Raw genomic sequence first — 15,103 nt, 5'->3', positions numbered from 1 at the left:
TACGAGCCGCTGTCTATGCGCGGCCTCACAGGCCGACGCGGGCGAAGGGGATGCCCCGCACGACGCGGTGGAACGGATGCTCCCCGAGCGTCCACAGCATGCGCTCCTCGGGGTCGAGGGCGAGGTCCTCGCACCCCGGCGGCAGTTCCTGCGCGTGCGGGGCGAGGGCGTCGCCGTGGCCGGTCCACAGTGTTCCGGGGTTCATGAGCGACGACTGCGAGACGAGCGTGCGGTCGCCCCAGCGCACGACCCCCTGCATGCGCGGGATGCCCGGTCGCACCTCGCCGTGCGGCGTGAAGCCCGTGTCGGGGCCCTCGGGGAGGGTGAACTCGCCGAGGCGGCCCCGGTCGTCGCGGCGGTACTCGCCGATGAGCACGCGTCCGGTCGGGGTGCCGTCGTCGTGGAAGGTGCGACCGAGGAACGAGCAGCGCAGGTCGACCGGATGCACGCGGGAGCGCACCGCCACGAGGCGCGAGCCTCGCAGGAACCCGCGTCGCACCCGACGCAGCCCCGCCAGGTCGAACTCCCAGATGCCGTCGCGAGTGGCGGCGACGAACAGCCGGTCACCCACCCACGCGAGACCGCCCGCGTGGATCGGCGCCGGTCGCAGGTCGCCGTCGTCGCCGAGGACCGCCAGGTGCACGTCGATGTGCCGGGCGCGTTTCTGGTCGACGAACACCACACGCGAACCGAGATGGGTGCCGTCGCGCTCCTGCCGGAACCAGCTGACGGCGAGGGCGCGGCGGCCGCGCAGCACTCCGACGTCGATGCCCTGGGGGTACCAGCGGTTCGTCCAGGCCCGCGCAGTCCACCAGCGCAGATCGCGGGTCTCGCCGGTGCGGCGCAGCATCCGCCGCCCTCTCGTCCCCGTCCATCGCATCCGTCCATCGTCACATGCCGCGCGGCGCGCGGCTCAGGACACCCCGCGTTCACCGCCGCGTCGCCGGCCGGCAACGCGCGGCTGAGACGATGCGGCGACCCACCACCCCGGGAGATCCGTGCGCAGTCCCCTCGTCACCGCCATCGTCCCCGCGAAGGACGCCGGCGCCTTCGTCGCGACGACGCTCGAGACACTGACCCGTCAGTTCGATGATCCGGCCGCGCTGAAGCTCGTCGCCATCGACGACGGGTCGAGCGACGACACGGGCGCGATCATGCGGCGCTACGCCGAGCGCTTCCCGCACGCCGAGGTGGTCAGCAATTCGCGCGCCCGGGGACTGGCGAGCGCACGCAACCAGGGCCTGGCGCATGTGGAGGGCGACGCGTTCTGCTTCGTCGACGGCGACGACTGGATGCAGCCGCAGCGCCTGGCGGTTCTGGCGCGTCGGCTCGACGAACTGGGCGCCGACTTCCTGCGCACCGATCACGTGACGGTGCGCGATTCCGAGCGGATGCTGGTGCGGGCACCGCATCCGTGGCGCGAGATCGTGGTGCCGCCGCGAGACGGCATCCTGCCGGAGGGGGAGAAGACCATGGTCGACTACCCGTTCGCGTGGGCGGGCATCTTCCATCGGCGCATGCTCGATGCGGGTCTGGTCGCGTTCGACGAGGGCCTGCACACCGCCGAGGATCGTCCGTGGATCTGGCGGCTGCACCTCGGCGCGTCGGGTTTCGCCGTGGTCGACGCGCCGGCACTGCTGTACCGCCGCGGTGTCTCGACCTCGCTCACCCAGGTGCGCGACCGGCGGCAGCTCGACTTCGCCCGGGCGATGATCGAGGTGGTCGACGTCGTCTCGCGCGACCACGAGGCCGACCGGTTCCTGCCGAAGGCCGTCGCGACCGCGCTCGCCCTCAGCAGCCACCACCTCGTGCGGGCGCGGCGCATGCCGCGGGCCCTGCGGGGCGAGATGCGGGAGGCGATCATCGGTCTGCTGCGACGTCTGCCCCGCGACGAGGTGCGCCGGGTGATCGCCACGACCGAGGGGTCGCGACGCCGGGTGCTCGCCGGCGTGCTGCGCGAGGCGGGGCGCAGCGCATGACGCAGATTTTCGCGCTGCACAGCGCCTACGGCCTGGCGACCGCGGCGGCCGCGATCGATGAAGGACTGCTCGGCGACGGGAAGACGGGGGCGAGTGCCGATCGGCTGCTGGTCCCCGTGGTGTCGTCGCGGGTGCCCGAGACCGTCGTCGGCATCGGCGCGGATGCCGCGCTCGCGCCGCTCCGCGCACGGTTCGACCGGGTCGACGAGCTCGAGGCGCTGCTGGGGCCGCTGCATCCGAGCGGGTGGGAGCCGGATGCCGTCGACCTGCCGTGGCTCGAGCGGCTCTTCCGGCGCGCATGGCGCCTCGAGGGTGAGATCGAGCTGTGCGTGCAGAGCCCGCAGGTCGCGCCGGCGCGCACGCTCATGTCGCTCTTCCCCTCGGCGCGCATCACGATCATCGGCGACGGCTTGATGACCTACGCGCCGATGCGCGTGGCCCTGCCGCACACCGTCGCCGCCCGCATCGTGCGCGTCGTGCACGCCGACGTCGTGCCCGGAGTCGCTCCGCTGGTCGCGTCGCCGACGGCGAAGGTCGTCCCGGTTCCGGCCGCCGCGTTCGGGAGGGTGCTCGGCGAGACAGACGACGGGGCCCCGCTCGTCGACGACACCGGCCGCCCGCTCGACGACGGCGCCTCGACCGTGCTCGTGCTCGGCCAGTACCTCTCGGCCCTCGGCCTGGTGTCGGCACGCGAGGAGATCGCCCTGCAGCGCGACCTCGTCGATCGCGCGCTGGCCTGGCGGCCCGATCGCATCGTGTTCAAGCCCCACCCGGCGGCGCCGCTGCTGCACACCGGCGCGGTGCGCGAGCGCGCGCTCGCGGGCGGCGTGGAGTTCGCCGAGTACCGCGGTGCGCTCGCCGCGGAGGTGCTCGCCGCCCGCCTGGGCGCGCGCGGAGTCGTCGCGGCGTTCTCGACCGCTCTGCCGACGGTGCGAGCCGTGCACGGCATCCCGATCGGTTCGGTGGGAACAGCCGCACTGCTGCGACGCCTCACCCCGTTCGAGAACAGCAATCGCCTGCCGCTCACGCTCGTCGACGCGCTCACCCGCAAGGCGTCGCCGTACGCGGGCCCCGACCGCCTCACCGCCCTGGTCGACGCGGTCGGCTACGCGATGCAGCCGCGCCTCGCCCGTCACCTGCGCGAACGGGCGGCGGCGCTGCTCGCGGCACTGCCGGCGGAGGAACGCGAGCGCTACTTCCCGATCGAACGACTGCGCGACCTGGGCCTGCCCGGCGCGCCGGACGAGGGGCCGGTGCGGCGGATGCTGCGATCGACCGGTGGCACGGGCCGCCTCGAGCAGCTGCGGCTGACCGCGGCGGGGGTCCGACGACGCGCGGGGCGCGTGTGGCGAGTGATGCGAGGACGATGAGATGACCGACGAGAAGACGACGACGCACAATGGGGCCGAGGAGGCCGCGCCCGGTCCAGCGGCGACCGCGGCGGCGACTGAGCCGGCGACGGCGGGGCGTGGCGAGCGGGTGGTGGCCATCATCCCGGCCCGGGGTGGGTCCAAGGGCGTTCCGCGCAAGAACCTCCGCCGCGTCGGCGGCCTCCCCCTCGTGGTGCGGGCGATCCGCGCGGCGCGGGCCGCGGGCATCCCCCTCATCGTCGTCTCCACCGACGACGACGAGATCGCGACCGTCAGCGCCGCGGCGGGCGCGCGCGTCGTGCGGCGGCCCGCCGAGCTCTCGGGCGACACCGCCTCGTCGGAGAGCGCGATCCTGCATGCGCTCGATGCGCTCGACGCTGCGGGGGAAGGCGTCGATGTCGTCGCCTTCCTGCAGGCCACATCGCCGTTCCTGCCCTCCGACGCGCTCGCCGCGGCCGTCGCCCGCGTCTGCGCCGACGAGGCCGACAGCGTGTTCGCGGCTCACGAGACCTACGGCTTCCTGTGGGAGCGCGCTGTCGACGCGACCGCCGTCGCGGTGAACCATGACGCCGCGCACCGACCACGGCGGCAGGATCGCGCCCCGCACCACCTCGAGACCGGCGCGTTCTACGTGTTCCGGGCCGCCGCCTTCCGCCGCAGCCGCCACCGCTTCTTCGGACGCATCGCGATCGCCGAGGTGCCCGAGTGGACGGCGATCGAGATCGACGACGAGCATCAGCTGCGGGTCGCGCAGGCGCTCGCCGCCGTGCACGACGTGCCAGAGCCGATCGACGTGCGCGCCGTGGTCACCGATTTCGACGGGGTGCACACCGACGACACGGCGATCATCGACGCCGAGGGCGGCGAACGGGTGCGGGTGAGCCGGGAGGACGGGATGGGCGTCGCGATCCTGCGGCGGGCCGGCGTGCCCCTGCTCATCCTGTCGACCGAGGTGAACCCGGTCGTGCGCGCGCGAGCCGACAAGCTGCGGGTGCCCGTGCTGCACGGCATCGACGACAAGGAGCAGGCGTTGCGCGAGTGGGCAGCGGGCGAGGGCATCCCGCTCGCCGACATCGCCTACCTCGGCAACGACGTCAACGACCTGCCAGCGATGCGCATCGTCGGCTGGCCCGTGGCGGTCGCGAACGCGCACCCCGAGGTGCGCTCCGCCGCGCGGGTCGTGCTGTCGCGCACCGGAGGGAACGGCGCCGTGCGCGAGCTCGTGGAGCGGGTGTTGTCGCGTTGACCGCGTGCCGGTAACCCCGGCGTCGACCGTCGTTCACTCTCGCGGCGTAGCCAGGAGGGGCGGGTGTTCCGCACCGCTCGACGACCGGAGGAATCATGACTGTCAGCATCGGATCGCGCGTGATCGGGGGCGGTCGCCCCGCGTACGTCATCGCCGAGATCGGCCTGAACCACAACGGCGACGTCGACATCGCCAAGCGCCTCATCGACGTGGCGGCGAAGGCGGGAGCGGATGCCGTCAAGTTCCAGAAGCGCACGCCCGAGATCTCCACCCCCGCGCACATGCGCGACGTGCCCCGAGAGACGCCCTGGGGAACCATGAGCTACCTCGACTACCGTCGCCGTGTCGAGTTCGGGCGCGACGAGTACGTCGAGATCGGCGACCACGCGACGATGCTAGGCCTCGACTGGTTCGCGTCGCCGTGGGACGTGCCGAGCGTCGCGTTCCTCGAGGAACTGAACGTCGTGGCGCACAAGGTCGCCTCCGCCAGCCTCACCGACACCGAGCTGCTCATCGCGCTGCGCGAGACCGGCAAACCCGTGATCCTCTCGACCGGCATGTCGACCATCGAGCAGATCGACCGTGCACTCGACACCCTCGGCACCGACCGCGTGGTGCTGATGCACGCGACCTCGACCTACCCCCTCGAGCCGGAGGAAGCGAACCTGCGGGCCATCGCCACGCTGCGCGACCGCTACGCCGGCATCCCCGTCGGGTACTCGGGCCACGAGCGCGGTCTGCAGATCTCGCTCGCCGCGGTCGCGATCGGTGCCGTCGCCGTCGAGCGGCACATCACCCTCGACCGCACGATGTGGGGGTCGGACCACGCGGCCTCTCTCGAGCCCACCGGGCTGGAGCACCTGGTCCGCGACATCCGCGTCATCGAGAAGGCGCTCGGCGACGGGGTCAAGCGCGTGTTCGACAGCGAGCTCGCCCCCATGGCGAAGCTCCGCCGCGTGCCCGCATGAGCACCCGGCTCCCGGCCGTCGAGCCGGGGCTCCGGGTCGTCGCGATCGCCGACGCCGACTCGTTCGTGAAGTGGTCGGCGTCGCTGCTCGCGTCGGTCGCGGGCATCCGTCCGCGCCTGCTGCTGGTGTCGACGCCGCTGACGGTGAGCGCCGCGCAGGAGCGCACGGCGCTCGCCGGAACGGGCATCCGCCCCGAAGACGTCGTGCGGGTCGAGTTCCGCGACGCCGAGCAGTGGCTCGCGCGCGAGCGGCCCGATGTGGTCGTGCTCGCCGGGCGCGGGCCGTTCGTGCGGCTGATGGGCCGCGTGATCGACGCGCTGCCCGAGCGTCCGGTCACCGTGTCGGGGCTGCCGGGAATGGCGATCCCCGCCCAGCGGGGTGCTCTGGAGTACCGCCGTCACACCGACCTCCTCGTGGTGCACTCCCACCGGGAGGAGCGCGCGTTCGCCGAGTTGGGCCGCAGCATCGGCGTGCACGTGCCGACCGCGCTCGCGACGCTGCCGTTCGCCCGGGGCCGGGAGCGGATGCTCGCGACCGATCGCGACCGGGTGCAGGCGCTGTCGTACGCCGGCGGGGTGGGGGGCTCGACGGCGGGTGCCACACTCGTCGAGCGCCCTCTCGACACCGCGGAACCCGCGCCCTCGGCCCGGCGTCGCGCAGCGACGGACATCGTGTTCGCGGCGCAGGCGCTGGTGCCCGCCGAGCGGAGCGAACGGCAGAAGATCGCCGAGATGCTCGTGCGCGCGGCCGAGGTCGACCCGCAGCGGCGCATCGTGGTGAAGCTGCGGTCGCGACCGGGGGAGGCCGAGACACACCTCGAACACGACTCCTACACCGGGTTGTTCGCGGGGCGGCGTCCCGAGAACCTCGTCTTCTCGTATGCGTCGATGGCCGAGGCGCTCGAGACCGCCGCCGGTCTCGTGACCGTGAGCTCGACCGCCGCGATCGAAGCGCTCGCGCTCGGCGTGCCGGTGATCGCACTCGATTCGTACGGGGTGCGCAAGTCGCTGCTCAACACCGTGTTCATCGGGAGCGGCCTGTTGGGCGGCGGCCGCGAGGTCGTCGGAGGTCGTTTCCGGCAACCGCATCCGGATTGGCTGCGCGACAACTACTTTCACCCGATGCGGGAGTCGACGTGGTGGGACCGCGTCGAGGAACTCGTCGCCCTGCGCCGCGCCGGTGGGCTGCCCGCGCGGCGGGTGCCGGCGGCGCGCGGCGGGATGCTGCACGAGGCGTGGCATCGCGCGAGCGTGCTCGGTCGGGAGGACCGCACCCTCGGCGGCGCGGTCGCCCTGGCGCTGGGCGCGCCGGCCACCCGCGCGCTCGCGGCGGTGCGGCGCGGCCGAACGTCGGGCCTCGGACGCACGTGGACGGATGCCTCCACCGACTACACGCTCGAACCGAGCCCGCTGAAGGACTCGATCCGGCGGTGACGCCCCCGTCACACACCGACGCACACGGTCATCTCGCGGAATGTCCACGCCGCGCGGCCCATCGGCCGGTAACGTCGGGGCCATCGCGGCGATCCGGGTGGTCCCGGGCCTCAGCTCATACCTGATGGTGTTGCGGGTTCGACTCCCGCCGTCGCGTCGAGGGTCGGCATCCGGGATCATGGATGCCATGCCTTCCGTTCCGCGCCCCGGTCTGCGGGTGACGCCGAACCTGGTGATCCCCGAGGCCGAGTTGTCGTGGCGGTTCTCCCGCTCGTCGGGTCCGGGTGGGCAGGGCGTGAACACCGCCGACTCCCGCGTCGAGCTGGTGTGGGACGCAGGGCGCTCCGCCGCGCTGTCGCCGGCGCAGCGCGAACGTCTGCTGGCGCGACTCGGTGGCCGTCTCGTCGAAGGCGTGCTCACGATCGCAGCATCCGAGCATCGCGCGCAGTTGCGCAATCGCGAGGCGGCGCGCGAACGGCTCGCGGCACTCATCGCCGAGGCGGTGCGCCCGCCCGCCGCCCCGCGTCGGCCGACCAAGCCCAGCCGCGGGTCGAAGGAACGCCGGCTGGGCGCCAAACACCGCCGCACCGACGTGAAGAAGATGCGTCAGCGCCCGCGCGACGCCTGACCGGCGAGTTATCCACAGGCCTCTCCGGGGTGGTTCGTGCTTGTGGCACCCTTGTCGCTGCTCGCTCAGGGGGAGCGGGCTCGACAGGAGGAACTCATGACCGACCCGCACGATGCTTCGGCCCACCCCGGACCTGTACCGCAGACGTCTCCCGCCCATGCCGCACCGCCGGCCGCCGGGTATCCCGCTCCGCAGTCTCCGGCGTACCCACCGGCGAGCGGCTCGCCCGCGGTGCAGGGGCCATACGGCGTCATGCCGCCGAGTGGGCGCCGATTCTGGGGCCTGCTCTTCCTCGTGTGCATCCCGTACGCCGGCGTGATCGTCGCCCTGATCGTCGCGCTCGTCCAGCGCTCGGGCGCACGCCGGTCGCCCTTCGAGATCGTTCGCGAGAACGCCCGTTGGGCGGCGAACTGGGCGCTGAGCTTCGCTCTCTACGAATTCGTGTTCCTCGTAGGCCCGACCGCCGCCGCTGTCGTCACGGCGGAGATGTCGGTCGACGGGAAGCCGGCACCGTGGGCCTTCGCTCCCTACCTCGTCCTGGTCGCGGTCGGGATCTACTGCCTCGTCACGCTGATCCGGGGCTGCGTCATCGCCGATCGGGTCGTTCACCGCCCGGCGCTCGCGATTCCGTTCTTCCGGAGCTGACCCGCGGGCGATGCACACCCCTCCTCGAGGAAGGACAGGCCTGACCGGCGCCCGACCCGCGAGTTATCCACAGGCCTCTCCGGGGCGGTTCGTGTTCGTGGCACCCTTGTCGCTGCTCGCTCAGGGGGAGCGGGCTCGACAGGAGGACATGCGATGACCGACCCGCACGAAGTGTTCTCGAGCGGGCGCCGATTCTGGGGCCGTCTGTTCGTCGTCTACATCCCCGGCGTCGGGGCGATCATCGCGGTGATCGTGGCGCTCGCACAGCGCTCCGATGCCCAAGGGTCGCCCTCAGAAGTCGTCCGCGAGAACGCCCGGTGGGCGGCGAACTGGGCGCTGAGCGTCACCCTTTACGGGTTCGACGTGCTCGTAGCGGCAGCATCCATCGCGGTCATCACGGGGGAGGCGCCGGTGGATCGGCAGCCGACTGCATGGGTGATCGGACCCTCCCTTGTCCTGGCCGCGGTCGGGATCTACTGCCTCGTCACGCTGATCCGGGGCTGCGTCATCGCCGATCGGGTCGTTCACCGCCCGGCGCTCGCGATCCCGTTCTTCCGGAGTTGACCCGCGGGCGATCCACACTCCGCATCGAGGAGGCGTCACGCCTGACCGGCCGACGCCTCCTCGATGCGCGCCCAGCCGTGCTCGAGCACGGTGAAGCCGGCCTCGAGGGTGGCCAGCTGATTCTCGCTGTCGGTCACGAGCAACTGCAGCTGCAACACGAAGTGCGCATAGACCGCGACCTCGGGGGTCGGTGCATCCAGCCCCAGCTCGTCGGCGATCGCCGCGGCGAGGGCGTCTTCGTGGCGCAGCCACATCTTCGCCGCGTAATCGCGCAGCGCGGGGGTCTCGTTGAGGAACCGCAGGAACATGCGCGAGACATCCTCGCCGTGCTCATCGAGATTCGTGCCGATCTCGCGGGCGTAGAAGTCGTGGATGGCGCGATTGATCGACGTGCCCGCGGCACGGTCGCGCACCGCTCCGACGAGTCGATCGCGCTGTTCGTCGTCCTCGTCGAAGACGAGCGCCTCCTTCTGGGGGAAGTGCGCGAACACGGTCGTGGGGGAGACGTCGGCGGCATCCGCCACCTCGCGGATGCTCACGCTGTCGAAGCCGCGCTCGAGGAACATGCGGGTGGCGACGTCGGAGATGTTCTTGCGGGTGGCGGCCTTCTTGCGCTCGCGTCTGCCGATCGGTGCGGGATCTGCCATGCCTTCACCTTAGCTGCATCCGAGCCGAAACCGTATTGACTACAAAACTGGTATCGCTACACTTTCGGTATGACTTCACTCACAACACCTTCTGCGCGCACGTCCCGCCGCGCCTGGATCATGCTCGTCGTGCTGACGATGCTCACCGTCGTCGGCATGACAATCGTTCTTCCCGTCCTCCCGTTCGTCGTGCTGCAGTACGTCACCCACGAGACCGACCTCGCGATCTGGGTCGGCGTGCTCGAAGCGATCAACGGCCTCTGCGCGTTCCTCGTCGCACCGTTCCTCGGACGCCTGTCCGACCGGTTCGGGCGCCGGCCCGTCATCATCGGCGCAGCCTTCTTCGCCGCGCTCTCGATGGCGATGTTCGGCATCGGAGGCGCTCTGTGGGTGCTCGTGCTCGCGCGGGTCATCCAAGGGCTCACGGCGGGCGACATGCCCGCTCTCTTCGCCTACCTCGCCGACATCACACCGCCCGAGAAGCGGGCGCAGCGGTTCGGTCTGCTCGGCGCGCTCTCCGGCATCGGCATGATGGTCGGCCCGGCGCTCGGCGGCGTCCTCGCGGCGGTCGATCTGCGGCTGCCCGTGTTCCTCACCGCGGGCGTGGCTCTCACCATCGCCGTGCTCAGCCTCTTCCTCCTGCCCGAGAGCCTCGCCCCCGAGAACCGCATCACCGAGATCCGCGCGCGCGACGTGCATCCGTTCGCCGTATTCCGCAACGCGTTCGGCCGTCGCGAACTGCGCGCCCTGCTCATCGCCTTCGCGCTGCTCGCCCTGCCGTTCGGCTTCTTCGTGAACAACTTCAGCGTGCTCGCCCTCGACTCCCTCTCCTGGGGCCCGACGCAGATCGGTCTGCTCACCGCGGGGGTGGGCGTCATCGACATCCTCATCCAGGGCGTGCTGCTCGCCATTCTGCTGCCCCGCATCGGCGAGCGCGGCGTGGTCGTCAGCGCCATCGCCGCGCAGGCGCTCGGCCTCGCCGCTCTCGCGATCGTGGCCTCGGTGCTCGCGCAGCCGTGGGTGTTCATCGTCGGCGCGCTGATGCTCGCAGCCGGCCAGGGAGCATCGCAGGCCGCGATGGACGGCGCGATGTCGAACGCCGTCGGCGACGACGAGCAGGGCTGGCTCGGCGGGGTCACGCAGTCGCTCACGGCGGCGATGAACACCGCCGCCCCGCTCATCGCCGCCGCCCTCTACGCGATGGTCAGCCACGCCGCACCGTATTGGCTGGGCGTCGTTCTCATGGCGATCGCGGCCGTGGTCGTGTTCCGCGCGCACATCCGCAACGCCGCGACGACACCGGAAACCTCGGGCCGTCCGCTCGATGCGACGGGCGCACCCGTGACGCCCGTCGACGAGCCGTCGTCACCCGCCGTCCGCGCCTGAGGTCAGTCTCCGCCGCCCCGCACCAACTCGAGGCCGGCGCCGGCGAACTGCCGCAGCGTGGCATCCGGAAGGAAGGCCCGGGTCAGGGCGCCACCGATCCGGGCGAGGTCGCTCTCGTCGCGGTACAGCAGGTACAGGGTCTCGTAGCGGGGGTGGAACTTCTGCTTGAAGCGGTGCAGCGACGCGAACCCGTAGACCGGCTCGAGCGCCTCCGAGAGCCGGTCGCTGAGCGCGGCGATGAGTCCGGCATCCGGCGGGTACTCGTGAGCGAGGGGGGCGCCCGAGAGCGACATGATCTCGGCGCCCTCCTCCGAGAACCGGCGAGCGGATGCCCCGATCAGGAACTCCATGACCGGACCGAACCCGCCCTCGCGCCGGCGCATGAGGTCGAGGGTCCAGCCGCGCACCGCCCCGCCCTCGCCGTACACCGGGAGCCACGACAGGAAGCCGTCGACGTCGCCGTTGGGGGCCACCGCCAAGGCGATCCGCACCTCGGGGTCGGCGGCCTCCTCGAGCGTGCCGAGGGTGAACCGCATCTCCGGGAGGTCCTTGTCGCCGACCCACGCCTCTGAGATCGCGCGCAACTGCTGGCGGATGCCCCACGGCTCGTCTTTCAGACGGGTGAGACGGAAGGTCATCTCCTCGCGCCCCGCCCGGTTCAGCGAGGTGCGGACGGGGGCCCACTGCTTTCCGGTGAACTCCAGCCCGGGCAGGTCGACGATGGTGTCGTCGGCGACGACCAGGCTGCGCCACCCCTCCGGCACGGCGGCACGGGTGGCTTCGTCGGCGCTGAAGAAACAGGGCACGAGTCCCGCCCCTTCAGCGGCGCGGATGAAGTCGGCGACGGCCTCGCCGCGAGCATCCGACGGTCCGATCGGGTCGGCCAGCGCGAGCGCGACGCCGTTGCGGCGCTGGTAGGCGACCACCCCGCCCGCCACCCGGGCGTAGGCGTTGCCCTCCCACGTCGCCATCCACGAGAGGGTGCCGCCGCCGTGCGCCCGCAGCGCGTTCTTCACATCGTCGACATCGGGTGCCGGCGAGGCCCCGAGCATCGAGCGGCGTCGCGCCCGGAACGCGCCCCGCACCGCCACGAGGAAGACCATCACGACCACCCACAGGATCCCGTTCGCGAGGGCGAGCTCGGTTTCGCCGTCCCACCGCAGGTCGACCTCCGCCTGGCTGGTGATCGTGATGAGGGCGACGATGAGCGCCGCGAGCAGCACGTTGAACGTCCCCAGCAGTAGCGCGATGACCCAGGCCCACCGCCGTCCGCGGCGCAGTCCGCTGGTGAGCACCGCGATCACCACGAGGTCGATCGCGAGGTCGATGAACCCGCCGGAGGCGGGCTCGGTGGGCCCGAAGGGGCCGTTCGTCGGCACGAGCACCGTGATGATCTCGACCGCGCCGAGCACGAGCACGCTGATGACGGCGATCAACCGCTGCTCGCGCACCGTCGTGCGGCGCACCCGCAGCGACCGGTCGACGATCAGGATCAGCAGCACCGCGAGCAGGTGCTCGAGGTCGGCGAGCGTGCCCCAGAACAGCATCGCGATGAAGACGAACCCCAGCAGAACCAGCCAGCCGCGCACGCGCCATGGCGCGCGGAAGAGTCCGACGGCGGCGGCGATGCACGCCATGGTGCCCCCGGATGCTCCGACGTCGAGTGCCTGCGCCTGCGTCGTGGCCCATTCCCAGGGGAACTGCGAGAGCACGAGGAGCACGAGCGCCGTGGCGAACATCGCGAACAGCTGCCCGATCGCGTAGTACGCGACGGCGACCAGCGATCCGCGACGGTACTCGAGATACCCCATGCCCCAGAAGCCCGAGATCGTGAACAGGTACACCCACGGCTCATTGACGAAGAAGGTTCCGGTCAGCGGCGTCCACCATCGCCCCTCCGCGAACTGCGGGAGGCCGTACGCCACCTCGGCGAACAGGGCCGAGTCCTCGAACGGCCGCCACAGGCCCTGCCACACCACGCCCACCACGAGGATCAGGGCGACGAACGTCAGCGTCGCGGGCATCCGCCGCAGCACGCCGAGCACCGGATGCGAGGAGGGCTCTCGTGCCTCGGTCATGCGCTCACTGTAGCGACCGGGCCCCCGCCGCGTGCAGCCGCCTAGACTGGAGGGGTGGCGAGACTACTGATCGTCGGAGGCTTCCTGGCCGCCGTGTTCTGGGTGTTCAGCATCGTCGACTGCGCCGTGCAGCCGCCGACGCGTCACCGGGGTGTGCCCAAGGGTGCGTGGATCGCCATCGTCGTGCTGCTGCCCGTCATCGGCGGCATCCTGTGGTTCGCGATCGGACGTCGACGCAAGAACGACCGAGGAACCACCCGCCCTCTCGCTCCCGACGACGACCCGATGTTCCTGCAGGGCATCAGCAAGTCCGAACAGGATGCGCGCATCGCCCGCCTCGAAGAGGAACTCGCCCGTCTCGACGACGAGAGCGACGACCCGCCGGCATCCGGACCGGCCCCCGGGCCGACGCCCGAGCCCCGGCCGTGACGTCGTCGCCGGCGGCGCAGGCCGCGGCATCGCTCGTCGCCGACCTCGTCTCGAGCGGCGTGCGCGACCTCGTGCTGTCGCCCGGTTCGCGATCGCAGGCGCTAGCGCTCGCCGCGGTGCGCGCCGCCGACGCCGGGCATCTGCGGGTGCATGTGCGCATCGACGAGCGCGTCGCCGGATTCACCGCTCTCGGCCTCGCTCGCGAGAGCGGCGTCCCCGCGGCCGTCGTCTGCACCTCCGGCACGGCGGCGGCCCACCTGCTCCCCGCCGCGATGGAGGCGTTCCACGCGGGGGTGCCCCTGCTGCTCCTCACCGCCGATCGTCCGCCCGAGCTGCGCGGCGTCGGTGCGAATCAGGCCACCGTGCAGCCCGGGCTGTTCGCCCCGTTCGTGCGCGACGCGGTCGACGCTCCGGTGCCGGACGCCGAGGGTGCCGACTGGTCGGGTCTCGCCCGGCGGGCGGTCGCGGCGGCGATGGGGGCGGATGCTCCGCACGGCGTCCCGTCGGCGACCGGTCTGCCCGGTGTCGCGGGTCCGGTGCACCTGAACCTGCCCTCGCGCGAGCCGCTGTCGGGCGAGGCGCGGGAGGTTCGGCTCGCCGCCGGTCCGGCGCCGCGGCCCGTTCCCGCCGAGCCGCTCGCGCTCGCCCGCGGCCCTCGCACGGTCGTCATCGCCGGGGCGGATGCCGGGGCCCCCGCCGAAGAGCTCGCGCACGCCGCCGGCTGGCCGCTCATCGCCGAGATCGTGTCGGGGTCCCGCTACGGTCGGCGCCTCGTGCACGGCTACCGCTCCCTTCTGCGGCGCGAAGACCTGGGCGGGGCGATCGAGCGCGCCGTGGTGTTCGGGCATCCGACCCTCAGCCGCGAGGTGGCCGCCCTGCTGTCTCGCGCCGACGTCGAGGTCGTCGCCGTGCGGCACGGGGGCGAACAGCTCGACCTCAACCACCGCACGCGCGCGGCGGGCGCCGTCGTCGTCGACCCCGCAGCCGCCGCGCCGAGCGCCGACGACCGGGCGTGGCTCGGCGCGTGGCTCGAGGCATCCGCTGCGGCGCTCGTCGACGTCGCCGAACCGGCGCCCGACCTCGACGCCCTCACCTCCGTCGACTCGACCGCCCGCCGCGACGCGGTGGCCGATGAGCTGGCCGCCGTTCGGCGCCCCCTCGACCGCGCGCTGCTGGTCGACGCGGTGTGGCGGGCGACGTGGCCGCACGACCGGCTCGTGTTCGGATCGTCGCGTCTCGTCCGCGTCGCCGACGCCCAGCTGGCCGGCAAGAAGGTACCCGTGCACGCCAACCGCGGGCTCGCGGGCATCGACGGCACGATCGCCACTGCGACCGGCATCGCTCTTGCGAGTCAGGCCGACGGCGCCCCGGGCGTCACGCGCGTGCTGCTGGGCGACCTGAGCCTCCTGCACGACGTCGGAGCATTCCTCCTGCCGCCGGACGAGATCGAACCCCGGTTGCAGGTCATCGTCGGCAACGACGGCGGCGGCACCATCTTCGACGGACTCGAGGTGGCGGGCACGGCCCCCCGTGCCGACCTCGACCGCGCCTTCTACACGCCGCACACCGTGCGACTCGAGCACATCGCGCTCGCCTACGGGTGGGAGTACCGCCGCGTGACCACCCGGTCGGCGCTCGACCAGGCGCTCACGCAGCCGGTCGGCGGTCGCCAGCTCATCGAGGTGCCGCTGGCGCGTTGAGGTGCCCGGATCGCGCGGGCTGACCGATGC

At 72.3% G+C, this 15,103-nt stretch carries 14 protein-coding genes and 1 tRNA gene; 12 read left to right on the top strand and 3 right to left on the bottom strand.

Going from position 1 to position 15,103, the window contains the following annotated elements:
• Positions 1-25: 25 nt before the first annotated feature.
• On the bottom strand, positions 26-850 hold the full coding sequence (locus tag RWS82_RS14975; RefSeq protein WP_314651739.1) for a hypothetical protein: 825 nt from the start codon (positions 848-850) through the stop codon (positions 26-28).
• A 148-nt stretch (positions 851-998) separates the two neighbouring features.
• Between RWS82_RS14975 and RWS82_RS14970 the strand changes: the two genes are divergently transcribed.
• The 9 genes from RWS82_RS14970 (at position 999) to RWS82_RS14930 (ending at position 8,833) form a co-directional block, all read left to right on the top strand.
• On the top strand, positions 999-1,979 hold the full coding sequence (locus RWS82_RS14970) for a glycosyltransferase family 2 protein (protein WP_314651737.1): 981 nt from the start codon (positions 999-1,001) through the stop codon (positions 1,977-1,979).
• A complete protein-coding gene (locus tag RWS82_RS14965) occupies positions 1,976-3,349 on the top strand; it encodes a polysialyltransferase family glycosyltransferase (RefSeq protein ID WP_314651736.1) in 1,374 nt (457 codons plus the stop codon). The genes RWS82_RS14970 and RWS82_RS14965 overlap by 4 nt, the downstream gene beginning before the upstream one ends.
• 1 nt (position 3,350) lies before the next feature.
• The gene (locus RWS82_RS14960; protein ID WP_314651734.1) at positions 3,351-4,595 is read left to right on the top strand and encodes an acylneuraminate cytidylyltransferase; all 1,245 of its coding nucleotides are present in this window, start codon (positions 3,351-3,353) and stop codon (positions 4,593-4,595) included.
• 95 nt (positions 4,596-4,690) lie between these two features.
• Positions 4,691-5,563 carry an N-acetylneuraminate synthase family protein gene (locus tag RWS82_RS14955; protein ID WP_314651732.1) on the top strand — a complete coding sequence of 291 codons (873 nt, stop codon included), beginning with the start codon at positions 4,691-4,693 and terminating at the stop codon, positions 5,561-5,563.
• Positions 5,560-6,996: a DUF6716 putative glycosyltransferase gene (locus RWS82_RS14950; RefSeq protein WP_314651730.1), complete on the top strand. Its 1,437-nt coding sequence runs from the start codon at positions 5,560-5,562 to the stop codon at positions 6,994-6,996. Before RWS82_RS14955 ends, RWS82_RS14950 begins: the two co-directional genes overlap by 4 nt.
• Positions 6,997-7,080: 84 nt before the next feature.
• Positions 7,081-7,153: transfer RNA gene (locus RWS82_RS14945), tRNA-Met, on the top strand.
• A 30-nt stretch (positions 7,154-7,183) separates the two neighbouring features.
• Positions 7,184-7,624 carry an alternative ribosome rescue aminoacyl-tRNA hydrolase ArfB gene (arfB, locus tag RWS82_RS14940; RefSeq protein ID WP_314651729.1) on the top strand — a complete coding sequence of 147 codons (441 nt, stop codon included), beginning with the start codon at positions 7,184-7,186 and terminating at the stop codon, positions 7,622-7,624.
• A gap of 96 nt (positions 7,625-7,720) precedes the next feature.
• A complete protein-coding gene (locus RWS82_RS14935; RefSeq protein WP_314651728.1) occupies positions 7,721-8,269 on the top strand; it encodes a hypothetical protein in 549 nt (182 codons plus the stop codon).
• Between the two features lie 153 nt (positions 8,270-8,422).
• Positions 8,423-8,833: a DUF4870 domain-containing protein gene (locus RWS82_RS14930; RefSeq protein ID WP_314651727.1), complete on the top strand. Its 411-nt coding sequence runs from the start codon at positions 8,423-8,425 to the stop codon at positions 8,831-8,833.
• A 35-nt stretch (positions 8,834-8,868) separates the two neighbouring features.
• Here the strand turns inward: RWS82_RS14930 and RWS82_RS14925 are convergent, their stop codons facing one another.
• Complete coding sequence (locus RWS82_RS14925) at positions 8,869-9,480, bottom strand: TetR/AcrR family transcriptional regulator (protein ID WP_314651726.1); 612 nt, start codon at positions 9,478-9,480, stop codon at positions 8,869-8,871.
• Between the two features lie 69 nt (positions 9,481-9,549).
• On the opposite strand from RWS82_RS14925, the gene RWS82_RS14920 reads away from it, so the two are divergent.
• Positions 9,550-10,866, top strand: coding sequence for an MFS transporter (locus RWS82_RS14920; protein WP_314651724.1), 1,317 nt, complete (start codon positions 9,550-9,552; stop codon positions 10,864-10,866).
• A 2-nt stretch (positions 10,867-10,868) separates the two neighbouring features.
• On the opposite strand, the gene RWS82_RS14915 is transcribed toward RWS82_RS14920, so the two are convergent.
• Positions 10,869-12,944: a DUF2156 domain-containing protein gene (locus RWS82_RS14915; protein WP_314651722.1), complete on the bottom strand. Its 2,076-nt coding sequence runs from the start codon at positions 12,942-12,944 to the stop codon at positions 10,869-10,871.
• A gap of 54 nt (positions 12,945-12,998) precedes the next feature.
• Between RWS82_RS14915 and RWS82_RS14910 the strand changes: the two genes are divergently transcribed.
• Positions 12,999-13,373, top strand: coding sequence for a PLD nuclease N-terminal domain-containing protein (locus tag RWS82_RS14910; RefSeq protein ID WP_314651720.1), 375 nt, complete (start codon positions 12,999-13,001; stop codon positions 13,371-13,373).
• On the top strand, positions 13,370-15,073 hold the full coding sequence (gene menD / locus RWS82_RS14905; protein ID WP_314651719.1) for a 2-succinyl-5-enolpyruvyl-6-hydroxy-3-cyclohexene-1-carboxylic-acid synthase: 1,704 nt from the start codon (positions 13,370-13,372) through the stop codon (positions 15,071-15,073). The genes RWS82_RS14910 and menD overlap by 4 nt, the downstream gene beginning before the upstream one ends.
• Positions 15,074-15,103: the final 30 nt, after the last annotated feature.

Source organism: uncultured Microbacterium sp. (genome assembly GCF_963528945.1).
GTDB lineage: Bacteria > Actinomycetota > Actinomycetes > Actinomycetales > Microbacteriaceae > Microbacterium.
Note: the sequence above shows the minus strand (reverse complement) of the source record. Positions and strands in the feature narration are given on the sequence as shown.